This window comes from Mycolicibacterium sp. MU0053 (assembly GCF_963378095.1).
GTDB classification, from domain to species: domain Bacteria; phylum Actinomycetota; class Actinomycetes; order Mycobacteriales; family Mycobacteriaceae; genus Mycobacterium; species Mycobacterium burgundiense.
Map to the genome: position 1 here is coordinate 1028360 of NZ_OY726397.1, position 22445 is coordinate 1050804.

25 protein-coding genes are annotated in these 22445 nt (G+C 66.9%); 17 read left to right on the top strand and 8 right to left on the bottom strand.

Annotated elements, in window-relative coordinates; all coding sequences use genetic code 11:
* Nucleotides 1–9: 9 nt before the first annotated feature.
* Both RCP80_RS04810 and RCP80_RS04815 read left to right on the top strand, forming a co-directional pair.
* Entirely contained in the window at nt 10–423 is a 414-nt protein-coding gene (locus RCP80_RS04810; RefSeq protein WP_308481245.1) for a Fur family transcriptional regulator, read from the top strand.
* A 25-nt stretch (nt 424–448) separates the two neighbouring features.
* Nucleotides 449–1942: a catalase gene (locus RCP80_RS04815; protein WP_308481246.1), complete on the top strand. Its 1494-nt coding sequence runs from the start codon at nt 449–451 to the stop codon at nt 1940–1942.
* Between the two features lie 103 nt (nt 1943–2045).
* On the opposite strand, the gene RCP80_RS04820 is transcribed toward RCP80_RS04815, so the two are convergent.
* Complete coding sequence (locus RCP80_RS04820; protein WP_308481247.1) at nt 2046–2813, bottom strand: DUF427 domain-containing protein; 768 nt, start codon at nt 2811–2813, stop codon at nt 2046–2048.
* Nucleotides 2814–2961: 148 nt separating this feature from the next.
* On the opposite strand from RCP80_RS04820, the gene RCP80_RS04825 reads away from it, so the two are divergent.
* Complete coding sequence (locus tag RCP80_RS04825) at nt 2962–3933, top strand: IS481 family transposase (protein ID WP_308480513.1); 972 nt, start codon at nt 2962–2964, stop codon at nt 3931–3933.
* On the opposite strand, the gene RCP80_RS04830 is transcribed toward RCP80_RS04825, so the two are convergent.
* Nucleotides 3930–4553: a DUF3060 domain-containing protein gene (locus RCP80_RS04830; protein ID WP_308481248.1), complete on the bottom strand. Its 624-nt coding sequence runs from the start codon at nt 4551–4553 to the stop codon at nt 3930–3932. The genes RCP80_RS04825 and RCP80_RS04830 overlap by 4 nt on opposite strands.
* Nucleotides 4554–4580: 27 nt before the next feature.
* Nucleotides 4581–4880 carry a hypothetical protein gene (locus RCP80_RS04835; protein ID WP_308481249.1) on the bottom strand — a complete coding sequence of 100 codons (300 nt, stop codon included), beginning with the start codon at nt 4878–4880 and terminating at the stop codon, nt 4581–4583.
* A gap of 205 nt (nt 4881–5085) precedes the next feature.
* Here RCP80_RS04835 and RCP80_RS04840 point away from each other — a divergent pair, with 205 nt between their 5' ends.
* From RCP80_RS04840 to thpD, 6 genes are all read left to right on the top strand, one after another.
* Complete coding sequence (locus RCP80_RS04840; RefSeq protein WP_373693505.1) at nt 5086–6516, top strand: amino acid ABC transporter substrate-binding protein/permease; 1431 nt, start codon at nt 5086–5088, stop codon at nt 6514–6516.
* Nucleotides 6513–7286 (top strand): amino acid ABC transporter ATP-binding protein, encoded by a 774-nt coding sequence (locus RCP80_RS04845; RefSeq protein WP_308481250.1) that lies wholly within the window; start codon nt 6513–6515, stop codon nt 7284–7286. The genes RCP80_RS04840 and RCP80_RS04845 overlap by 4 nt, the downstream gene beginning before the upstream one ends.
* A gap of 279 nt (nt 7287–7565) precedes the next feature.
* Nucleotides 7566–8114 carry a diaminobutyrate acetyltransferase gene (gene ectA, locus RCP80_RS04850; RefSeq protein ID WP_308482706.1) on the top strand — a complete coding sequence of 183 codons (549 nt, stop codon included), beginning with the start codon at nt 7566–7568 and terminating at the stop codon, nt 8112–8114.
* A 27-nt stretch (nt 8115–8141) separates the two neighbouring features.
* Nucleotides 8142–9431, top strand: coding sequence for a diaminobutyrate--2-oxoglutarate transaminase (gene ectB / locus RCP80_RS04855; RefSeq protein WP_308481251.1), 1290 nt, complete (start codon nt 8142–8144; stop codon nt 9429–9431).
* A 33-nt stretch (nt 9432–9464) separates the two neighbouring features.
* A complete protein-coding gene (locus tag RCP80_RS04860) occupies nt 9465–9854 on the top strand; it encodes an ectoine synthase (RefSeq protein ID WP_308481252.1) in 390 nt (129 codons plus the stop codon).
* A gap of 11 nt (nt 9855–9865) precedes the next feature.
* Nucleotides 9866–10750, top strand: a complete 885-nt coding sequence (gene thpD, locus RCP80_RS04865) for an ectoine hydroxylase (RefSeq protein WP_308481253.1) — start codon at nt 9866–9868, stop codon at nt 10748–10750.
* On the opposite strand, the gene RCP80_RS04870 is transcribed toward thpD, so the two are convergent.
* Entirely contained in the window at nt 10751–11104 is a 354-nt protein-coding gene (locus RCP80_RS04870; protein ID WP_308481254.1) for a DoxX family protein, read from the bottom strand.
* 139 nt (nt 11105–11243) lie between these two features.
* Here RCP80_RS04870 and RCP80_RS04875 point away from each other — a divergent pair, with 139 nt between their 5' ends.
* From RCP80_RS04875 to RCP80_RS04890, 4 genes are all read left to right on the top strand, one after another.
* Nucleotides 11244–12098 (top strand): sigma-70 family RNA polymerase sigma factor, encoded by an 855-nt coding sequence (locus RCP80_RS04875; protein WP_308481255.1) that lies wholly within the window; start codon nt 11244–11246, stop codon nt 12096–12098.
* A gap of 69 nt (nt 12099–12167) precedes the next feature.
* Nucleotides 12168–12977 (top strand): class I SAM-dependent methyltransferase, encoded by an 810-nt coding sequence (locus RCP80_RS04880; RefSeq protein ID WP_308481256.1) that lies wholly within the window; start codon nt 12168–12170, stop codon nt 12975–12977.
* On the top strand, nt 12974–13657 hold the full coding sequence (locus RCP80_RS04885; RefSeq protein ID WP_308481257.1) for a FaeA/PapI family transcriptional regulator: 684 nt from the start codon (nt 12974–12976) through the stop codon (nt 13655–13657). The genes RCP80_RS04880 and RCP80_RS04885 overlap by 4 nt, the downstream gene beginning before the upstream one ends.
* A 476-nt stretch (nt 13658–14133) precedes the next feature.
* Nucleotides 14134–15204, top strand: coding sequence for a YncE family protein (locus tag RCP80_RS04890; protein ID WP_308481258.1), 1071 nt, complete (start codon nt 14134–14136; stop codon nt 15202–15204).
* An 11-nt stretch (nt 15205–15215) separates the two neighbouring features.
* Here RCP80_RS04890 and RCP80_RS04895 read toward each other — a convergent pair whose 3' ends face one another.
* Together RCP80_RS04895 and RCP80_RS04900 are read right to left on the bottom strand one after the other, a co-directional pair.
* Nucleotides 15216–15497, bottom strand: coding sequence for a hypothetical protein (locus RCP80_RS04895; protein WP_308481259.1), 282 nt, complete (start codon nt 15495–15497; stop codon nt 15216–15218).
* Nucleotides 15498–15526: 29 nt separating this feature from the next.
* Entirely contained in the window at nt 15527–15868 is a 342-nt protein-coding gene (locus RCP80_RS04900; protein WP_308481260.1) for a YnfA family protein, read from the bottom strand.
* Nucleotides 15869–15929: 61 nt separating this feature from the next.
* Here RCP80_RS04900 and RCP80_RS04905 point away from each other — a divergent pair, with 61 nt between their 5' ends.
* The gene (locus RCP80_RS04905) at nt 15930–17561 is read left to right on the top strand and encodes a long-chain fatty acid--CoA ligase (RefSeq protein ID WP_308481261.1); all 1632 of its coding nucleotides are present in this window, start codon (nt 15930–15932) and stop codon (nt 17559–17561) included.
* A gap of 15 nt (nt 17562–17576) precedes the next feature.
* On the opposite strand, the gene RCP80_RS04910 is transcribed toward RCP80_RS04905, so the two are convergent.
* Entirely contained in the window at nt 17577–18788 is a 1212-nt protein-coding gene (locus tag RCP80_RS04910) for a lipid-transfer protein (RefSeq protein ID WP_308481262.1), read from the bottom strand.
* 60 nt (nt 18789–18848) lie between these two features.
* Between RCP80_RS04910 and RCP80_RS04915 the strand changes: the two genes are divergently transcribed.
* From RCP80_RS04915 to RCP80_RS04925, 3 genes are all read left to right on the top strand, one after another.
* Nucleotides 18849–19451 carry a hypothetical protein gene (locus RCP80_RS04915; RefSeq protein WP_308481263.1) on the top strand — a complete coding sequence of 201 codons (603 nt, stop codon included), beginning with the start codon at nt 18849–18851 and terminating at the stop codon, nt 19449–19451.
* Nucleotides 19452–19563: 112 nt separating this feature from the next.
* Entirely contained in the window at nt 19564–20622 is a 1059-nt protein-coding gene (locus tag RCP80_RS04920; RefSeq protein WP_308481264.1) for an NAD(P)H-dependent amine dehydrogenase family protein, read from the top strand.
* Nucleotides 20615–21475, top strand: a complete 861-nt coding sequence (locus tag RCP80_RS04925; RefSeq protein WP_308481266.1) for a patatin-like phospholipase family protein — start codon at nt 20615–20617, stop codon at nt 21473–21475. The genes RCP80_RS04920 and RCP80_RS04925 overlap by 8 nt, the downstream gene beginning before the upstream one ends.
* Here RCP80_RS04925 and RCP80_RS04930 read toward each other — a convergent pair.
* Nucleotides 21464–22429 carry a patatin-like phospholipase family protein gene (locus tag RCP80_RS04930; protein WP_308481267.1) on the bottom strand — a complete coding sequence of 322 codons (966 nt, stop codon included), beginning with the start codon at nt 22427–22429 and terminating at the stop codon, nt 21464–21466. The genes RCP80_RS04925 and RCP80_RS04930 overlap by 12 nt on opposite strands.
* Between the last annotated feature and the right edge of the window lie 16 nt (nt 22430–22445).

Below are 22445 nucleotides of genomic sequence, written 5' to 3' on the forward strand. Positions count from 1 at the left end.
GGCGGCGGTGTGACCCTCTGGCGCGACGAACTACGCAGGGTGGGGTTGCGGGTGACCCAGCCCCGTCTGGCGGTGCTGGCCGAAGTGCAGATGCGCCCGCACAGCGACGTCGAGGCGATCGCCGCCGGCGCCAGGAAGCGGATCGGATCGCTGTCGACCCAAGCGGTATACGACGTGCTGTACGCCCTCACCGATGCCGGTCTGCTGCGGCGCATCGAACCGGCCCGCTCGCCGGTTCGGTTTGAACTCGAGACCGGGGACAACCATCACCACCTGGTGTGCCGGTCCTGCGGGGCCATCGTGGATTCCCACTGTGCCACCGGGCAGGCGCCGTGCCTGCACACCGACAACGACGCAGGCTTTCGCATCGACGAAGCCGAAGTGACTTTCTGGGGCGTCTGTCCCAATTGTCAAGTCCAGTAACAGCCCAACGGAATCGGAGATTGACATGACTGAAGTCCAACCAGGTTCGACCACCGGCAGTGGTGCCCCGGCCGCCAGCGATCGCAACTCGCTGACCGTCGGATCCGACGGTCCGATCGTCCTGCACGACGTGCACTTCCTGGAGCAGATGGCGCACTTCAACCGCGAACGTGTCCCGGAACGCAGCCCGCACGCCAAAGGCTCCGGCGCGTTCGGCGTGCTCAGGGTCACCGAAGACGTCTCGCAGTACACCAAGGCCGCACTGTTTCAGAAGGGCGCCGAAACCGATCTGCTGGTGCGGTTTTCGACCGTCGCCGGGGAACAGGGCAGTCCCGACACCTGGCGGGACGTGCGCGGCTACTCGATGAAGTTCTACACCTCCGAGGGCAACTACGACCTCGTCGGAAACAACACGCCCATCTTCTTCGTGCGCGACCCGATGAAGTTCCCGCACTTCATCCGCAGCCAGAAGCGACTGCCCGACTCCGGGCTGCGCTCGGCCCAGATGCAGTGGGACTTCTGGACGCTCAATCCCGAGTCGGCGCACCAGGTCACCTACCTGATGGGGCAGCGCGGCCTGCCGCGGACCTGGCGGCATATGAACGGTTACGGATCGCACACTTACCTGTGGGTGAATGCGGGCGGCGAGAAGTTCTGGGTCAAATACCATTTCCACACCGACCAGGGCATGGAGTTCCTCACCAACGCCGACGCCGCCGCCCTGGCGGGGGAGGACGCCGACTTCCACCGCCGCGACCTGTTCGACGCCATCGAACGCGGCGAGCATCCCAGCTGGCGACTCTCGGTGCAGGTGATGCCCTACGCGGAGGCCGCCGACTACCGATTCAACCCCTTTGACCTCACCAAAACCTGGTCGCACAAGGACTATCCGTTGATCCACGTCGGCACCTACACGCTGAACCGTAACCCCGAGAACTTCTTCGCCCAGATCGAGCAGGCCGCGTTCTCCCCGGGCAATACCGTGCCCGGCATCGGGCTGTCCCCGGACAAGATGTTGCTCGGGCGCGCGTTCGCCTACAACGACGCTCAGCGCAACCGGATCGGCACCAACTTCCATCAGCTGCCGGTGAACCAGCCCCGGGACGGCGTGGCGACGAACACCTACATGTTCGACGGTCAGATGACCTACCACCATTCCGGCGCCGCGGCGGTGTATGCGCCGAACAGCACCGGCCGCCCGTGGGCGGACGTCACCGGCCCGGCCGAGGACGGTTGGGAAAGCGACGGTGAGTTGCTCCGCGCGGCCTACCGCCTGCGCTCCGAGGACGACGACTTCGGCCAACCCGGCACGATGGTGCGTGAGGTCTGGAACGACGCGCAGCGCACCGAGGCCGTCGAGACCATTTCCGGTGCACTGGGCGGCGGCGTCAGCGGTGACGTGTTGGACCGGGCCTTCCAGTACTGGCGCAACGTCGACGCCGACCTGGGCGCCCGGATCGAAAAGGCGGTGCGCGAGGGCGGCGTCCCCGAACCGGTCGACGGGATGAGCGAAGCCTGACCGGAACTCACGAGGTCGGTGACCACTCGGTGCGATACTGACCGGGTGGTCACCGTGCCGGCCATCGGGTGGGCAGGCGGGCCCACCGGGCTGCGGATGAGGCTCAGCTGAACTGAGTCCGCGGACGGTCCAGCGCGACCCCGTCGACGGCGATGTCGACCTTCTCGTTGTAGAACGCCACCAGGTTTGCGATCGGCGCGACCGCCGGCAGCGGATAGTGGTAGCTCCAGGCCAGGTCGGGGTGCACGGTGTCGCCGACCCGCACCGACCAGTAGCCCGTGGTCACCCCCTTGTATGGGCACAGCGTCTCGGTGGAGCTGGGCTCCAGGTGCTCGAATCGGACATCGGCCTTGTCGATGTAATACCTTGTCGGCAGGCTGGTTTCGAACAGTAGGACCGGGCTGGTGGTGTCGGCGAGCGCGACGCCCGCCAACGTCACGGTGACTCGCCGGTGGGAGCGCAGCGCGTCGACGCGGGCGTACGGATTGCGCGGGTGGCCGTAGATCGGCTCGTCCTCCTCGAACCAGGACAGCCGATCCCACTCGAACCGCACCAACCCGGCCACCGGACTGTCCGCGTCGCTGTCGAACACTCGCGCCGCCGATTCGAAGACCCGGCCGCCGCTGACCAATGAGTGCATCCGCGACGGGCCGAACTGCACGCGCTGCGGGTAGTCCTCGTCTCGCAGGAACTCCTCGCGGACATCGGACAGCGGGATGTAGTACTGCGGGTAGTACGGCACCTCCCACACATAACGCGCCGCCGTCGTGTCGAAGAGCAGGTCGGTGCCGAGGAAACCGCGTACCCGGCGCGGTGACGGCTCGACCCGGCCGCGTGCCGCGGCGCTCGGGGGGTAGTCCTGTTCGGCCATGAATCCAGTGTGCAGCAGGGACGCACAGCGCAGCGCGGCCTAGCTGTAATGGCCAGGGAGGTTGTGAACGGCGTGGTGCGCGGAAGTAGGTGAGGACCTCCGGTATCGGTGTGGTTACCACACACACGCCGATCACCAGGAGGTCCTCGTGTCCCACGCTAATGCTTCGCTGACCCCGAAGGGGCGATTGAAACTCGCCAAGCTGATTGTCGATGAGGGTTGGTCGATCCGACGTGCTGCTGAGCGGTTCCAGTGCTCACCGGCCACAGCGAAGAAGTGGGCCGATCGCTACCGGGTCGGTGGCGCGGAGGCGATGTTCGACCGACCCAGCCGTCCGCGCCACAGCCCCAACCGGCTGCCGGCACGTCGGGAGCGTCGGATCGTCAAGCTGCGCTTCACCCGCCGCTGGGGGCCCGATCGGATCGCCGCACACCTGCACGTGCCGCGATCAACGGTGCAGGCGGTGCTCAAGCGCTACAAGATGCCCCTGTTGAGGCACCTGGATCAGGCCACCGGCCTGCCGGTACGCCGCCCGAAGCCCAACCGCTACGAGCACGCGGCGCCGGGCGATCTGGTGCACGTGGACATCAAAAAGCTCGGCCGTATCCCCGATGGTGGTGGGCACCGCAAGCTCGGCCGGCAAGCGGGGCGCAAAACCCGCAGCGGGATGGGCTACGCCTACCTGCACCACGCGGTCGACGACCACAGCCGACTGGCCTACTCCGAAGAACTCGACGACGAACGCAAGGAGACCGCCGCAGCGTTCTGGCGCAACGCCAACGCCTTCTTCGTAGACCATGGCATCATCGTTCGGCGCGTCCTCACTGACAACGGATCATGTTACCGCTCAAAGTGTTTCGCCGAAGCACTAGGCGATGTGATCACGCACAAGCGAACCCGACCGTATCGGCCGCAGACCAACGGCAAGGTGGAACGCTTCAACCGCACCCTGGCCGCCGAATGGGCCTACGCCCAGACCTACCGGTCCAACGACGCCCGCGCGCAGACCTACCAAGATTGGCTGCATCACTACAATCACCACCGACCCCACACCGGTATCGGAGGAAAGACCCCCATCGAGCGCCTACGCGTTCACAACCTGCCTGGTCATTACACCTAGCCCCCCTGTTCGACGACGTTGTCGAATCCCGACTGGCTCACCTGGGGCGCGCCGACGCGATAGGTGACCCGGTTCTCGAGCCCGGATATGCCGATCGCGTCCACCGACTGAACGTTGACCGTATTCCTGACCCCGGAGACGGTCACCTCAAGGCAGTGACCGGTGACGGTGACGACGTTGTCGATACCGCTCACGCTCACGGAGTTGTTGTCGCAGTGCACCGTTTCGGTTTCCCCTATGCCCGAGAAGATCACGGTGCTGCCCGGGGCCGGGGCCGGGGCAGGGGTTGGCGCGGTGCGGGGGCGCGACGGCGCGGTTGTGGCGGGAAAGCCCCCGCCGCCGCCGGAGAAGGTGGCGCGGCCCGACGTCGTCGACGAACCCCCGCTTGTCATCAGGTAAATCGCGACTCCGGTGCCGACGACGGCCAGCAGCGCCGTGATCCCGATCGCCGCCACGAGTCCGCCGCGGCCCCGCCGGGGTGGGGCGGGAGCGTCATAGCGCCACGGCGCGGTGGGCGGCGGGTACTGATCGGGGGAGGAGGTGCCCGGTTCGTAGTAGGAGTCGGCCAGCGACCGTTCCAGGTCGCGGATCCGGACCTCCGGGTCGTCCTGCGAACTCACCTGCAGATGGTCGCATAAATCCGGCGTTCAGCCTGTGCAGTCCAGCGACACCGTGATGGTGCGCCGGACCACGACCGGGACGAGCACGTTGCGGTCGTGACGACCGTCGAGTTGCACCAGGCGGGTCTGTTCCTGCGGATTGCGCACACTGGTGACCACACACCGCTCCAACGGTGCGCTGCCGATCCGGTCGACGTTGACGCTGAAACCTTGAGCCTCGAGCTGACCGATCACCACCACCGCGGACTCGGCGTGCGCCACCGCGCCCGGCGCCACCAGCACCCCGGTGACCGCGGCACCGACGGCGATCCAGAACGTCTTGGTCATCACGACGGCCTCTCCACGCTGTCCCAGCCCACTGAACACACGATGTGCGGCACGTAATGGTTCGATGTTGCCGCCCGCCAGTTGCGCCGCGTGGAATGCGGACGGAATACCCGTCGGCCCGCTAGCGTGAGACGTCCGCAGCACCTAGAGGAGGCGCAGCATGCGAGCCGGGTCACCACCACGCGTCGACACCATCGGCAGGCGAATGCGGTTGCGCCGGCTGGTCTATCTGGTCACGGCAATGCTGATCGGCGCGCTCGGTGCCGCGGTGTTGGCCCCCACGGCCGCGGCCGAGGGCGAGAACTACGTCATTGCCACCGATATCACCTTCGCGCCCTTCGAGTTCCAGGACGACCAGGGTAATTTCGTCGGGATCGACATCGATCTGATCAAGGCGATCGCCGAGGATCAGGGCTTCACGGTCACCATCCGGCCGCTGGGCTTCGATGCCGCGCTGCAGGCGGTCCAGGCCAACCAGGCCGACGGCGTGATCGCGGGCATGTCCATCACCGATGAACGTAAAGCGGTGTTCGACTTCTCCGAACCCTATTTCGAATCCGGCGTCCAGATGGCGGTGCTCGAGACCAACACCGAGATCACCTCCTACGAGGATCTGCGCGGCAAGCGGGTCGCGGTCAAGAACGGCACCGAGGGCGCCGAGTTCGCCGAGTCGATCAAGGACGAATACGGTTTCAGCACGGTCTACTTCGCCGACTCGGCCTCGATGTTCGACGAAGTGCGCACCGGCAACTCCGACGCCATCTTCGAGGACTACCCGGTATTGAACTACGGCATCGCCCAGGGCAACGGCTTCCTGGCCGTCACCCCCAAGGAGCAGGGGTCGAGCTACGGGTTTGCGGTCAACAAGGGCCAACAGGCCGAACTGCTGGCGAAGTTCAACGCCGGTTTAAACAACCTGCGGGAGTCGGGCCGCTACGACGAGATCATCGAGACCTATCTCGGTGCGGGTGCGGTGGTCGCCGACAACTCGATTCTCGGCCTGCTGAAGAGCACCTTCCCGCTGCTGATGGCCGGCCTGAAGATCACCGCGATCCTGACCGTGGTCTCGATCGCGATCGCGCTGCTGCTGGGCATCGTCTTCGGTCTGATGCGGGTGTCGCGCTCGCTGTGGTTGCGGGCCATCGGCACCACTTACGTCGACATCTTCCGGGGCACGCCGCTGCTGGTGCAGGCGTTCTTCATCTACTTCGGCATTCCCTCGGCGATGGGCTTCCAGATGACGGCCATGACGGCCGGCATCATCACGCTGTCCCTGAATGCCGGCGCCTACATGACCGAGATTGTCCGCGGTGGCATCCTGTCGGTGGACAAGGGGCAGATGGAGGCCTCCCGCAGCCTCGGCATCGGGTACCTGCCGACCATGCGAAAAGTCATTCTGCCGCAGGCAATCCGGACCATGGTGCCGTCCTACATCAACCAGTTCGTGATCACCTTGAAGGACACCTCGATCCTGTCGGTGATCGGTATCGCCGAACTGACCCAAACCGGGCGGATCATCATCGCCCGCAACTTCCAGTCCTTCAACATGTGGTTGATCATCGGCATCATCTACTTCGTCGTCATCATGGCGCTGACCAAGTTCTCGGACCGACTCGAGAAGAGGCTCGTGAAATGAACCAGCTGGCACCGGAAACCGCCGCGGCCGAACCCGCGGGCAGTGTCAAGATTCGCATCGAGGGCCTCAAGAAGTCCTTCGGCGATCTGGTGGTCCTCGACGGCATCAGCACGACCGTCAGCCAGGGCGAGGTCGTCTGCGTCATCGGCCCCTCCGGTTCGGGCAAGTCGACGTTTTTGCGTTGCCTCAACAAGCTCGAGGACATCACCGACGGCAAAGTATTCGTCGAGGAGTTCGACCTGACCGACAAGAAGGTGGATCTGGACCAGGTCCGCCAGCACATCGGCATGGTGTTCCAGCACTTCAACCTCTTCCCGCACATGACCGTGATCGAGAACGTCACGCTCGCACCGCTGTTGACCAAGAAGATGGACAAGGCGACCGCGAAGAAGCGCGCTCTGGACCTGCTGGACCAGGTGGGTCTGGCCGAGAAGGCGTACGTCAAACCGGCGACCTTGTCCGGTGGGCAGAAGCAGCGGGTGGCCATCGCGCGTGCGCTGGCGATGAACCCGTCGATCATGTTGTTCGACGAGGCCACCAGCGCGTTGGATCCGGAGATGGTCGGCGACGTCCTCGAGGTGTTGCGCCGGCTGGCGGTGGAGGGCATGACCATGGTGGTGGTGACCCACGAGATGGGGTTCGCCCGGGAGGTGGCCTCGCGGGTGCTCTTCATGGCCGACGGCAACATCGTCGAGGATGACACCCCGGACGAGGTTTTCGGCAATCCCAAGCATCCGCGGTTGCGGGAGTTCCTCTCCAAGGTGCTCTGACGGGTCATCGGTGAACCCTGGCAGGTCCCCTGTCAATTTGATAACGATTTGGTAACGACAACGGCAGGCCGTGGAGCAGGGCTTTTGCCGGCCTTTCGGCTGTCGTGCTCGCGTGATGCCAGTCCGAACCGGGGTGGCGGCGTTTGATTAGTCCGTCCGGGTTGCCTACGTTGAGATGCACCGATGCCTGAGACTCAAACGTAGATCGATGACTTGTTCGGTGGTGACAGCTAACTAGATATGTTCGCTTCTGATAGGGAACAGCAAGGCGTTTCTGCCGTGTCCAACGGGCATGGCCAACTGCAGACAGCGCGATCTTGGGATGGGTTTTTACGCCGTCCGACGGGATCGGACGCTATCGCCATGCATCGACTGGTGGCCGAGAGTGAAGTGCTGGATCAGAACTCGACGTACGCCTATCTGCTGATGGCGACCGAGTTTGCCGACACTTCGATTGTGGCCGACCGCGACGGCCAACTCTTCGGGTTTGTAATGGGTTACCACCCGCCGGCCCGGCCCCAGGCGCTGTTCGTCTGGCAGGTGGTCGTCACTCCGGCGGCGCAGGGCACCGGCCTGGGCGCGGCGATGCTCGACACGCTGATCGAACGGGTACGCAGGGAGCGGCACGGCCATCCCGTCACCCTGGAAGCCACTGTTGCGCCGAGCAATTCGGCGTCGCGCGCGCTGTTCGGTGGCGTCGCACGCCGGCATGGCGTCCCGGTGACCGAGCTGCCCTGGTTCGGCACCGAACTGCTGGATGCCGATCAGGCGCACGAGGAAGAGCCGCTGCTGCGGATCGGCCCCATCACTGCCGAGCTCACCAGGTGAAAATTTCAACCAACCGGAAGGGACGTCATGACGTCACTTGCACCACTGCTCAAATTGTCCGAATCTGATTTGCCGGACGTATATCAGTCCGTCGAGTCCGAAGTGCGAAGTTATTGCCGCAGTTGGCCAACGGTGATGGAACACGCGCAGGGGTCTTACATCACCGATGTCAACGGCCGCGAGTACCTGGACTTCTTCGCCGGCGCCGGAGCGCTCAACTACGGGCACAACAATCCGGTGCTCAAGTCGGCTTTGATCGACTACCTGACCAACGACGGGATCGTGCATTCGCTGGACATCGCGACCGTTGCGAAAACCGACTTCCTCACCGCGTTCGAGGGGCTGATCCTCAAGCCGCGCGGGCTGGACTACAAGGTGCAGTTCCCCGGGCCCACTGGGACCAACGCGGTCGAATCGGCGCTCAAGCTGGCCCGCAAGGTGACCGGACGTGAGTCGATCATCAACTTCACCAACGCGTTTCACGGAATGACCTTGGGCTCGCTGTCGGTCACCGGAAACTCGATGAAGCGGGCCGGTGCGGGTATCCCGTTGGTGCACGCAACCCCGATGCCCTACGACAACTACTTCGACGGCGTCACCGAGGACTTTCACTGGTTCGAGCGCGTTCTCGACGACTCGGGCGGCGGTCTGAACCGGCCCGCCGCGGTGATCGTCGAGACTGTGCAGGGCGAGGGTGGAGTCAACGTCGCCCGGGTGGAATGGCTGCAGGCCCTGGCTGCGCTGTGTCGCAGCCGCGACATCCTGTTGATCGTCGACGACGTCCAGATGGGTTGCGGCCGTACCGGACCGTTCTTCAGCTTCGAGGTGGCCGGTATCGAACCCGACATCGTGACGTTGTCGAAGTCGATCAGCGGCTACGGACTCCCGATGGCGCTCACGCTGTTCCGTTCGGACCTCGACGTGTGGACTCCGGGCGAGCACAACGGCACGTTCCGTGGACACAACCCCGCGTTCGTGACTGCCACCAAGGCGTTGGAAACCTATTGGCAGTCTGCCGATTTCACTGATCAGACGCAGTCCAAGGGCGAGCTGATGCGCGCCCGACTCGACGGTATCGCCGGTACTCACGACGGCATCAGCACGCGCGGACGCGGCATGGTGCAGGCCCTGAAGTTCGACGACGCGCCGGCCGCGGAAGCGGTGTGCGGGGCGGCCTTTGAACGCGGTCTGCTCGCCGAGACCAGCGGCCCGTCCGACGAGGTGGTCAAACTGCTGCCCCCGTTGACCACGTCGGAGGCCGACCTGGAATCCGGCTTGGACATCCTGGCCGAAGCGGTGGCCGCGACACTGGCGTAGCGGGAAGCCGCGAACGCCCGAAGGAGTGAAGTCATGATTGTGCGTACTACTGCCGAGATCACGGGCACCGAACGTGATGTCGCCGATGCCGCTTGGCGTTCCAAGCGCATCATCTTGGCCGGTGACGGCGCGGGGTTCTCGTTCCACGAGACCACCATCAACGCGAACTCGGTCAGCGAGTTCCAGTACCGCCACCACGTCGAGGCCGTTTGGATAGTGGAGGGGTCGGGAGTCCTGACCAACCTCGAGAACGGCGAGGAATTCAAGCTGGAACCCGGCACCATGTACCTCCTCGATGGGCACGAGAAGCATCGGGTGACCTGCCATGAGCAGCTGCGGATGCTGTGTGTGTTCAACCCGCCGGTAACGGGTAAAGAGGTGCACGACGAGACGGGAACGTATCCGCCTTCGATTCTGGAATAGCGAGGCAGGTCATGACGGTTGTGCACGACAACTATCCGACCCGGCTCGATCACGCAATCGCGCCGGTGCCGCGGGTGGAACCCGCGGTTTGGGGTGAGCAGGTCCACGGCCCGCTCGGCGAGGAAGCCCTGGCCTCGTTCGCCGAGCGGGGCTACCTGATCCGGCCGAATACCGTTGGTGAGCAATGGTTACCGCCGTTGCGTCAGGAGCTGGAACGGCTGGCCGCCGAGCTCGACGCCGACGACCCGCGCGTCATCAGGGAGCCCGGCGGCGGCATCCGCTCGGTGTTCGAGCCGCACCTGCTCAGCGACCTCATTGCCGAGGTGGTGTCACTGGACACGGTCTTGCCGATCGCGCGCCAGCTGCTGTGCAGTGACGTCTACATCCATCAGGCGCGGATCAACATGATGCCGGGCTTCACCGGAAGCGGGTTCTACTGGCATTCGGACTTCGAAACCTGGCACGCCGAGGACGGGATGCCGGCCATTCGGGCGGTGTCCTGCTCAATTGCGTTGACCGACAACTACGCATTCAACGGCTCGTTGATGGTGATGCCGGGCTCGCACCACACGTTCTACCCGTGTGTCGGCGCCACCCCGAGCGACAACCACGCCACCTCGCTGGTGGCCCAGGAGGTCGGGGTGCCGGATCGTGACACCCTGACCAAGGCCGCGGCGCAGTTCGGCATCGACCAGTTCACCGGACCGGCCGGTTCGGCGCTGTGGTTCGACGCGAACCTGCTGCACGGCTCGGGCTCCAACATCACGCCGTTTCCCCGGTCGAACGTTTTTCTGGTGTTCAACTCGGTGGAGAACGAGCTGACGGCGCCGTTCGCCGCCGACAAGCCTCGCCCGGAGTATCTGGCGGCCCGGCACTACCAGCCCTTCGGCGAGTAGCTACACCAGCGGCAGGAAGTAGGCCACCGACGCGATTGCCAGCACGAGGAAGGCGCCGGGGAAGGCGATGTTGTAGAACACCCGCGTCTTGATGTGTACGGCGACTGCGCCGATGAAGAACAGGGTCAGGCCGATACCGGCGGCGAGGCCCAGCCACGGCAGCGCAAGCAGGCCGACGGCCAGACCGGCGGCCCCGGCCAGCTTGAGCGTCGCCAGGTACGGCACCGCGGTCGCGGGGACGCGCACCTCGGCGGAGTTCTTCACGACAAACCCGGCCTTCAGATAGTCGGCGACCGCGACGAAGACGTTCGCGGCGATTCCCAACGCGGTGGCGCCGAACAGTACGGCGGTCATGCGGCGCCGCCGTCGCAGCGCCGGGGCCGGTACGGATTGATCGGTAGGCTCATTTCGGGTCGCTCCTCGGTGTCGCGAAGGGTTACGAGACGGGGGTCTCGTCCATCCGACGTCTGGCACCGGCGAAAGGTGACACCGATTGCTACCCGAAGCGGATTTCGATGCGGCACGACCGCAGTTGACGGCGGTCGCGTTCCGGTTGCTCGGCTCGATCCACGATGCCGAGGACGCGGTGCAGACGACGTGGCTGCGGGCAACGGCCGCGGACTCCGGCGAGGTGCGCAACAGCGCGGCCTGGCTGACGACCGTGCTCACTCGGGTCTGTCTCGACCACCTGCGGGCGCGCGCCCGACGCCCCGAGGAACCGTTGTCGGCCGACCTGGTCGCGGCCGACGAGCTGGCCGCCGATGAGCAGTACCTACGCCGCGAAAGCGTCTCGCGGGCACTGCTTGTGGTGCTCGACCGGCTGACCCCCACGCAGCGCGTCGCCTACGTGCTGCACGATCTGTTCGACCTGCCGTTCCGGCAGATCGCGGAAACCCTCAACACCACCGCCGAGAACGCGAAGAAGCAGGCCAGCCGGGCCCGTCGGCGTATCGCTGCGCCCAGTACGACAGCCGAGCGCGATGCCGGCGCGGATCCCGCCGTCGTCGCCGCCTTTCTCGACGCGGCCGGCGGCGGTGATCTGGACCGGATGATCGCCCTGATGGTCGAGGACTGCGTGCGGGTCGCCGACGCGGACCTCGTGCCCCCGGGCACTGCGCCCACCGTCACCGGCGCCCGCGCCATCGCGGAGGAGACCGTACTGTTCGCTGACCGGATCCGTGCGGCGGCACCGCTACTGGTCGACGGCCGGCCCGCGCATGTCATCGCCCCCGGTGGGCATCTATTCGCGCTCATCCACGTCGAGACCCGTGCGAGCCTCGTCAGCCGCGTCACCATCAGCAGGGCGCCGGCGCACTCGGCGATGACCCTGAATACGCACTTGCCTTAGCCTAACCAAACTCCTAGTGTTACGCGGAGAGATTTCCTTTTAATTCGGCTCACCCGAGGGGACCCGCAGATGTCACAGAAAGTCGAACTCCCGCTGGCCCAACGGTCGTGGGAAGATCTGCCCGGTCACTGGCTGTTGGCCCGGCTGGGCAAGCGGGTGCTGCGCCCCGGTGGTCGCGAGCTGACCTCCCGACTGCTCGCCGCCGCCGGTATCGGCGGCGCCGATGTCGTCGAACTGGGTCCGGGGCTGGGGCGCACCGCCAAGGACATCGGCGCGTTGGGGCCGGCCACCTATGTCGGCGTCGATGACAGCGGCGCGGCCTCGGCGATGGTGCAGGAGGTGGTCGAGGCCACCGCGGGCCGCACCGTCACCGCCGACGCCGCCAGCACCGGACTCGCGGACGGCAGCGCCGACGTCGTCGTCGGCGAGGCCATGCTGACCATGCAGGGGGACAAGGCCAAGCGGGCCATCGTCGATGAGGCATTCCGGGTGTTGCGGCCCGGCGGTCGCTACGCCATCCACGAATTGGCGCTCACGCCGGACGACCTTCCGCAGGACACCAAGGACGCCGTCCGCCGCGATCTGGCGCGCTCCATCAAGGTCAATGCCAGGCCGCTGACCGTCGCGGAATGGTCTGCGCTGCTTACTGATTCGGGGTTTCGGGTCACCACCGTCGAGCAGGCTCCGATGGCTCTGCTGCGCCCCAAGCGGGTGATTGCCGACGAGGGTCTGTTCGGGGCCCTGCGCATCGTGGGCAACGTGCTCAGCCACCCCGCCGCGCGCAACCGCGTCCTGGGCATGCGCAACACCTTCACCAGGTACGCCGGGGCGATGACCGCCGTGGCGATCGTGGCGGTGGTTCCGGACGCCGCCGGTTGACGACGCCGTCGCACGACACCTCCCGACCTGCGTCCGAGCGTGCGGCCGGCCAGCAGCGCGGGCGCGTGCTGGAGTTGGTGCGCTCGTCCGGCGAGCCCGTCGATGCCCGGCAGGTGGCCGACGCACTGGCCATCCACGTGACCACCGCGCGGTTTCACCTGGGCACCCTGGAGAGCCAGGGGGCGATCCGGCGCGGCGCGGGAACGCGGGGCGGCCGGGCGGGTAGACCGCGACTGACCTACGAACTGGCCCCGCGGCTCGGGTACGCCGAGATCGTCGCGCTGTTTGCGACCCATCTCGGCGGTACGGTCGCCGAGCGCGAGGAGCGGGCGACGCGGATCGGGGCCGATCTGGCGCGGCGCGTCCGGCTGGCCCGAACCCGACCGACCACTTCGGTGACCGACCTGGTGGTGGCCGCGCTCGAGGAACTCGGATTTCAGACCCGTTCGGTGGTGGACGCCTTCGGCGAGGTCACGGTCGGGATCTGTACCTGCCCGTTGGCCGAGATCGCGGTGGATGCTCCCGAAGTGGTGCGCGGAATCCAGCAGGGCCTCATCCAAGAGGTGGTGGACGTCAACGCCGCGACGCTGGGCCGGGGCTACCGGGTCAGCGTGGACCCGGACCCGCGCGCGGGCTCGTGTGAGGTCCGCCTGGTGTTGCGGGCCGAGCCGGGGCTCTGAGCCCAGCGAACATGTGCGGTCCTGCGGCGGGCTCGGCGGTGGCGCGCTGCCGGTGAGCGGGCCCGGACCGGCCCGGTTAAAGTCCGCGTCGCGTAACACGCTCGAAATCGACCGTGTGATTTACCCCTCATTTCGCGGGCGCAGGGGTAAGAGAATCTTATTAAGAGAAGTTGAAGAACAGCCGAATGCCAATTAGCCAGATTGTGAAGCGCGGCAGGCCATCGACTCGCGCGGTCTTGCTGACAGCAAACAACACAATTCGGTAACGGCGGCTCCTGAGCGCCTGCTTAGACAAATCGCCCGATGTGTCCGGTCGCGGCTGCGCGTTCGAATTTTATGTCGTATCGGGTCGCTAGACTCGATCGTGGCCGATGCCGAATTGGCATCCGAACTCACATCCGCGATTGGTGTGCGGGGCGTGCCTGAGGGAGGAATCGACGACTATGGCAAACAACAGAGTGACCAATGTGGAGCAAGTGACCCATGCTGTTGATGGGGCGGCGCTTGCGGCTCGCGCCGACGTTGGCATCGCTCCGGTTGCGCTGCACGCGTCGCTGGCTCAAGATGCCCCCGGCTTCATCCCGGCGCGGGCGGTCACCGTCACGCGCGGTGCCATCACCGCACTCGCCGAACTCGACGGCTGCCTGCTGACCGCCAACTACGGCGCCGACACCGTATCGGTGCGCGCCGCGCAGACGCTGGGCCAGGTGACTGCCGTCGACGACATCTACGAACCGACCGCGATCGTGACCGCCGGCCGGCGCGCCTACGTGGCCTCGGTCGAACCCGCCTACGACACCGTCACCGTCCTGGAACGCGCCGCCGTGGTGGCGCGCATCCCGGTGCGCGGGACCGTGCGTGACCTCGCCGTCAGTCCCGACGCGCGCCGCGTCTACGCCCTGCAGGCCGACGACGCAGCGATGTCACTCGGCGTGATCGACACCGAGACCCACGACGTGCGCACCGTCGACCTGACTGTCGGCCCGCACACGGTGCCGACCGCGCTGGACGTCGCCCCGACCGGCAACGTGGTGTACGTCGCGGCCGTCGACGACGCCACCGGCGTCGTGCTGGCCGTTCGGGACGGCCGGGTCATCGGAGCCGGCCCCATCCCGTCGATGGTCCGCGACATCGTGGTCAGCCGCGATGGTCGGACGATCTTCGCCGTCAGCGACGACGACGAATTCGGCGGTGTGGTCGACCTTCTCGACGCGGAGACGCTGCAGATCACCGGCACCATCGAACTCGGCGCGCCGGTCGGCCAGGTGTCGGTCAGCGCCGACGGCGAGCGCGCCTACATCGTCAACGGCAGCTGCATCACGGTGCTGTGCACCGCCACTCGCCGCCTCATCGACCGCATCGAGACCGGTGTCGATCCGGTGACCGCGGTGGAGAGCCTGGACGGGTCGCTGCTGTTCGTCGCCGACAACGAGGGGCGCGTCGCGTCCCTGACCGTCAACGTGACGACCAACAAGGCGCTCGCGCAGATTCTCGACGCCGACGTCATCGATCTGCCGATGCACGAACTCGAGGCCGCGGCGGTCTAGCGCCGCTCAGCTCACCGCGAGCAGTCCAGCGAGACCGTGATGATCTGGCGCTTCGGCGTCGGGTCCTCGCGCTCGAGTGCAATGCGCATCCGGTTGATCCGGGTCGGGTTGCGGATGTCGGTGACCACGCAGTTCTCCAGCGGGCCGGTGCCCACGCGGTCGATGACCACGTTGTAGCCCTGCCTGCGCAGGTCGGTGATGGCGTCCTGGGCGGAATCGGCCGCGGCCACCGCCGGGAACAACAGCCCGCAGGCCACCATCGCAACCGCCGCGGTCGCACTCGTGATCCGCATCGTCTCGCCCTCCGCCGCTGCCCAGTAGATCATCCCCCGGCGGCGCGCGGCGCGTACATGATGACCCCGACGCCCACCAGGCACAGCAGCGCGCCGGTGAGGTCCCACCGGTCGGGCCGAAACCCGTCGAGCACCATCCCCCAGGCCAACGAGCCCGCGACGAAAACGCCGCCGTAGGCGGCCAGGATGCGCCCGAAATTCGCGTCCGGCTGCAGGGTGGCGACAAAACCGTAGGCGCCCAGCGCGATCGCCCCGAGCCCGGCCCACCACCAGCCGCGGTCCTCGCGGACACCCTGCCACACCAACCAAGCGCCGCCGATTTCGAACAAGGCGGCGACCACGAAGAGTAAAACCGACTTCCCGATCGTCACCAGGGCTAGCGTAGGGCACCCGGGGTGCAGGCCCCATGACGCGAGAGGGCTGAGTCAAGCGATGCAAAGCACCATCGAACCGTTCCCGTTGACCATCGGTGGGATCCTCCGTTACGCGGCGACGGTGCACGGCGAACGCACGGTGACCACCGCAACCGGCGACGGCGGCTACCGGCACACCAGCTACCAGGAGGTCGGGCGCGACGCCGCACGACTGGCCAACGCGCTGCGTCGCTTGGGCATCACCGGCGATCAGCGCGTCGGCACGTTCATGTGGAACAACGCCGAGCATCTGATCGCGTACGTCGCGATCCCGGCCATGGGCGCGGTGCTGCACACGCTCAACATCCGGCTGTTCCCCGAACAGATCGAGTTCGTCGCCTATGAGGCGGCCGATCAGGTACTGATCGCCGATTCGTCGCTGGCCTCGGTACTGGCGCCGGTGCTGCCGTCGATGGAGACCGTGCACACGGTGATCGCGGTCGGCGACGGCGACCTTTCCCCGCTGACGGCGTCCGGCAAGACCGTGCTGCGCTACCACGAGGTGCTGGCCGCCGAATCCGACGACTTCGACTGGCCCGAGATGGACGAAAACTCCGCCGCGGCAATGTGTTACACCAGCGGCACCACCGGACACCCGAAGGGCGTGGTCTACAGCCACCGCTCCAGCTACTTGCATGCGATGGCGACCTGCGGCGGTAACGCGTTGGGCCTCGGATTCTCCGACAAGGCGCTCCCGATTGTCCCGATGTTCCACGCCAACGCCTGGGGTCTGCCGTATGCGGCGTTGATGGGCGGGGCTGATCTGGTGATGCCCGATCGTTTCATGGATCCGGCGTCGTTGGTGAACCTCATCGAGACGCAGCGGCCCACGGTCGCCGGCGCCGTGCCGACCATCTGGAACGGCGTCATGAACTATCTGCACGACAACCCGGGACACGACATCTCGTCGCTGCGGTTGGTCGGGTGCGGCGGCTCGGCGGTGCCGGTGTCGCTGATGCGGACCTTCCAGGAGACGTTCGGGGTGGAGATCCGGCAACTGTGGGGGATGACCGAAACCTCACCGATCGCGACGCTGGCCTGGCCGCCGCCGGGGGTGAGCGAGGACAAGCACTGGGAACTGCGCGGCAGTCAGGGCCGGCCACTGTGCGGCGTGGAGGCCCGCATCGTCGACGATGCCGGCACCGTACTGCCCAACGACGACGAATCGGTGGGCGAACTCGAGGTCCGCGGGCACTGGATCACCAGCTCGTACTACCGCGACGCCGACCCCTCGAAGTTCAAGGCGGGCTGGATGCGCACCGGCGACGTCGGGCGCATCGACGAACTCGGCTACGTCACCCTGACCGACCGGGCCAAGGACGTGATCAAGTCCGGCGGCGAGTGGATCTCGTCGGTGGAGCTGGAGAACCACCTCATCGCACACCCGGCCGTGCTGGAGGCCGCGGTGATCGGCGTGCCGGACGAGCGCTGGGAGGAGCGACCGCTGGCGGTGGTGGTGGTCAAGGACGGCGCCGAGGTCAGTGCCGAGGAACTGCGAGACTTCCTGAGCGACAAGGTCGTTCGGTGGTGGCTGCCGGAGCGCTGGACCTTCGCCATCGAAGTCCCGCGCACCAGCGTCGGCAAGTACGACAAGAAGGCCATTCGAGCCCTGCACGCCGAAGGCAACTACGAGGTGCAGACGCTGGACTGATCGCCGGGGCGGTGACTAGCGTTCGGCGCGCTGATACGCGGTGACGACGGCGGCGCCACCGAGCCCGATGTTGTGCTGCAGCGCCGCGGTGACGCCGTCGACCTGGCGCTTGTCGGCGGTACCGCGCAGCTGCCAGGTCAGCTCGCTGCACTGGGCCAACCCGGTGGCGCCGAGCGGATGGCCCTTCGAGATCAGCCCGCCAGACGGGTTGACCACCCAGCGTCCGCCGTAGGTGGTCTGGTTGTCGTCGATGAGCGCCGGCGCCTCGCCCGGGCCGCACAGGCCCAGCGCCTCGTACAGCAGCAACTCGTTGGCCGAGAAGCAGTCGTGCAGTTCGATGACCTGGAAGTCCTGCGGACCCAGGCCGGACTGGTCGTAAACCTGCCGGGCGGCTTGCACGTTCATGTCATGGCCGATGACGTTGGCGGCGCTGCCGTCGAAGGTCGAGGCGAAGTCGGTGGTCATCGACTGCCCGACGATCTCGACGGCCTGGCCGGCCAGATTGTGCTTGGCCACGTAGTCCTCGCTGGCCAGCACCACCGCCGCCGAACCGTCCGAAGTCGGCGAACATTGCAGCTTGGTCAGCGGATCGGAGATCATCTTGGCGGCCAGGATGTCCTCGAGCGTGTACTCGTCCTGGAACTGCGCATACGGATTGTTCACCGAATGCTTGTGATTCTTGTAGCCGATCTTGGCGAAATGCTCGGCGGTGGTGCCGTACTTCTTCATGTGCTCGCGGCCCGCCGCCCCGAACATCCACGGCGCCACCGGAAATTGCATCTCGTCGATCTCGTTGAGCGCCAGAATGTGGCGCTTCATGGGAGACTCCCGGTCCTCGGAGCCCCCGCTCAACGACCCCGGTTGCATCTTCTCGAAGCCCAACGCCAGCACGCAGTCCGCCAACCCCCCGCGGATGGCCTGCGCACCCAGGTACAGCGCGGTCGATCCGGTGGAGCAGTTGTTGTTGACATTGACAATCGGGATGCCGGTCATGCCCAGTTCGTAGAGCGCCCGCTGACCGCAGGTGGAGTCACCGGCGACGTACCCGACGTAGCCCTGCTCGATCTCGGTGTAGTCCACCCCGGCGTCCTGCAGCGCCTTGGTGCCGGACTCCTTGGCCATCTGCGGGTAATCCCAGCCTTCGCGGCTCCCCGGCTTCTCGAACTTGGTCATGCCGACTCCCACGACATAGACCTTGTTGGCGGCTCGCGACGGCTGCTGACCCATCTCAGATCCCCTTTGATCGGTGGTCAGTCGAATGTAGGCGATTGCTACCGTGGTTCCGCAATGACCCTGCGCCTTCAGTGTTGGCTGTTCGCCGTGGGTGCGACGTTCTTCGCGGTCGCCACCGCGCCCGGCGTTCCGGCCGTCGTCACCGCCACCGGCACCAACGTGCTGTGCTTCATCGGATCCTGGTTCTTCACCAGCGCCGCGTTCATCCAGTGGCGCGGGGCGGGACCGCAGGTGCCCGAACGGCTTTCGGCATCCACGCAGTTGGCCGGGACGGTGATGTTCAACCTCAGCACCGGCGCCGCGGTGTGGGCGCACCGCGTACCCGCCGAGCGAGACTTCGTCTGGACCCCGGATGCGTTCGGCTCGACGCTGTTCCTCGTCAGCAGTGCGGTGGCGGTGTACCTGGTGGTGCGCGGCGGGGGGTGGCTGCGCCCCGATTCGCGGGAATGGCAGGCCGGCTGGCTCAACCTGATCGGGTCGGTGGCATTCGGCGCGTCGGCCGTCGGCGCAGTTGTCCGCGGCGCCGGCACCGTCGCCGACCAGCGACTGGCCAACGTCGGCACCTTCGTCGGCGCGTTGTGCTTTCTGGTGGCGGCGCTGGTGACGCTGCCCGCGCGCGCCCAATCAGCGCGAGCAGACGCAAACTCCCCTGGGTAGGGGCCGGATTGGGCGATTCTGCGTCTGCTCGGCGGGGCGGGCCATGTACAAACCGGGCCGCACCCGCCAAGATGACTTAGAACGTGTTCTAGTTCTGCCGAGGAGGCCGGTCGTGGCGTTGAGGGTCGTGCAGTGGGCAACCGGCGGTGTCGGCGTCGCGGCCATCCGGGCCGTGCTGGACCATCCCGACCTCGAGTTGGCCGGGTGCTGGGTGCATTCACCGGACAAGGCCGGCAAGGACGTCGGCGACCTGATCGGTGCGGATTCACTCGGGGTGACCGCCACCAACAGTGTCGAGCAGATCCTGGCCCTGGACGCCGATGCCGTGATCTACGCCCCGCTGCTGCCGATCCCCGACGAGGTCGCGGCGTTGCTGCGCTCGGGAAAGAACGTGGTGACCCCGGTCGGCTGGATCTACCCGAGCCCCCGTCAGGCCGCACCGCTGATCGAGGCGGCGCTGGCCGGCAACGTCACCCTGCACGGCACCGGAATCGCGCCCGGCGGCATCAGCGAGAAGTTCCCGCTGCTGCTTTCGGCCATGTCCACCGCGGTGACTTACGTTCGCGCCGAAGAGTTCTCCGACCTGCGGACCTATGATGCACCCGAGGTGCTGCGGCATGTGATGGGCTTCGGTGACACCCCGGACAAGGCGCTGAGCGGCCCGATGCAGAAGTTGCTCGACGGCGGATTCATGCAGGCCGTCAAGATGATCGTCGACACCGTCGGCTTCGACGCCGACCCGCAGATCCGGTCCCGCCAGCAGATCGCGGTCGCGACCGCCCCGATCGAATCTCCGCTGGGCGTCATCGAACCCGGTCAGGTGGCGGCTCGAAAGTTCCACTGGGAAGCCGTGGTTGGCGATGAGGTGGTGGTTCGGGTCACGGTGAACTGGCTGATGGGTGAGCAAAACCTGGACCCGGCCTGGACTTTCGGTCCCGAAGGTCAGCGCTACGAGATCGAAGTGAAGGGCAATCCGGACTTCACCGTGAGCCTCAAGGGCTTCCAGAGCGAGGTCGGCGCCGCGGAGGAAACCGGAATCGTGGCCACCGCGGCGCATTGCGTGAACTCGGTGCCCGCCGTCTGCGCCGCACCGCCGGGCATCGCGACATATTTGGATCTGCCGCTGCTGTCGGCGAAGGCGGCGCCGCGGCTGGCGCGCACCGATGTCTGAGGACCGCCGCGCGCTGGTGCTCGGCGGCGGCGGCCTGGCCGGGATCGCGTGGGAAACCGGTGTGCTGCTGGGCATCAGCGACGTGGCACCGGAGGTGGGTCGAGCGCTGGTCGCCTCCGACGTGCTGGTCGGTACGTCCGCGGGTGCGGCCGTCGCCGCCCAGATCAGCAGCCCCATGAGCCTCGCGGAGCTGTTCGACCGGCAGTTGTCGGCCGAATCCGCCGAGATCGACCCGGGGGTCGAGATCGACGACGTCGCCGGGCTGTTCCTGGCGGCGATGCTCACCCCGAACGCGACCAAGGCCGAAAAGCTGCGGAAGATCGGTGCGGTGGCGGCGCAGGCCGACACCGTCAGCGAGGCGGTGCGCCGCGAGGTGATCGCGCACCGGCTGCCGTCGCTCCAGTGGCCCGACCGCGACCTGCGCCTGACCGCGATCGACATCGATACCGGGGAACTGCTGGCCTTCGGCCGCCGCTGCGGTGTCGAACTCGTCGACGCCGTCGCGGCCAGCTGTGCGGTGCCCGGGGCGTGGCCGCCGGTGACGATCGGCGGCCGCCGCTACCTGGACGGCGGCGTGGCCAGCACCGTCAACATGGTCTTCGCGGCGGACTGCGCGACCGCGGTCGTCCTGGTGCCCGCCGCGGCGGATGCCCCGTCGCCGTGGGGCGTGTCCACGGCCGAGGAGATCGCTGCCGCCGACGGTCGGACGTTGGCGATCTTCGCCGACGCCGGCGCGCTGGCCGCCTTCGGGCGCAATCCGCTGGACCCGGCGTGCCGGATCCCGTCGGCGCAGGCGGGCCGCGCCCAGGGCCGGCGCGAGGCCGCGCGGATCGCGACTTTCCTAGGGCTCTGAGGGACGCTCGCCCACGGTGTCCAGGGCCGCGGCGGCCAACTCCTGCCCGATCCCGATGACCTCGTCGGCGCGGTGGAAGTCCAGGCTGCGGCACACCGTGCGCGGCACCTCGATGTACAGATCCGGTGGGTAGGCGGCCAGGGTGTAGCGGGCCAGCGCGTTCTGAGCGATGTCGATGGTGCGGTTCATGACCTCGAATCCACCCAGCCGGGGCACCATGGGTTCGGCGGGCTCGTCGGCCGACTCGGCGTCGGCGTCCTCGACGGTGGCGAACCGGCCCAGCACCGCCCGGCCCGTCGAGGTCTCCAGCAGCGATCGCGCGGCCTTGGTGTCCAGCAGCGAGGAGGTGCTGCGCCACCGCTTGAGCCATTCGGTGGTCGGGCGCTCGCGCGCCGACCGCCGCGCCTCCGGATCGTCACCGGACAACCCGACCGCGATCGTCATGTCGGCATTCACCGAGGCGATCGGTGCCATCGGAATGGGACTGAGGATGCCGCCGTCGGCCAGCAGCCGCCCGTCGAGCACATGCGGCGAGATGACGCCCGGAATGGCGATCGAGGCGCGGATTGCCTCGGAGACCTCGCCTTGTTGCAACCACACCGCCTTACCGGCGATCAGGTCGGTGCAGACCGCCGTGAACGGGATGGGCAAGTCCTCGATTGTGCTGTCCCCGAGGATCTCCCGCACCGCGTCCAGGATCTTCTCGGCGCGCAGAATCCCGGCCGCGGTCAGCGACGGGTCCAGCAGACGCAGCACCGTGCGTTGCGTCAAAGAGCTTGCCCAGGTGCTGTATTCGTCGAGCTTGCCGGCCGCGTGCAGCCCACCGACCAGCGCCCCCATCGAGGATCCGGCGGTCCCGACTATGTCGTGCCCGCGCTCGCTGAGTTCGTTGATCACGCCGATGTGGGCGTAGCCGCGGGCCCCGCCGCTGCCGAGTGCCAGGGCTACCCGCATGACGTCATCGCCTCGC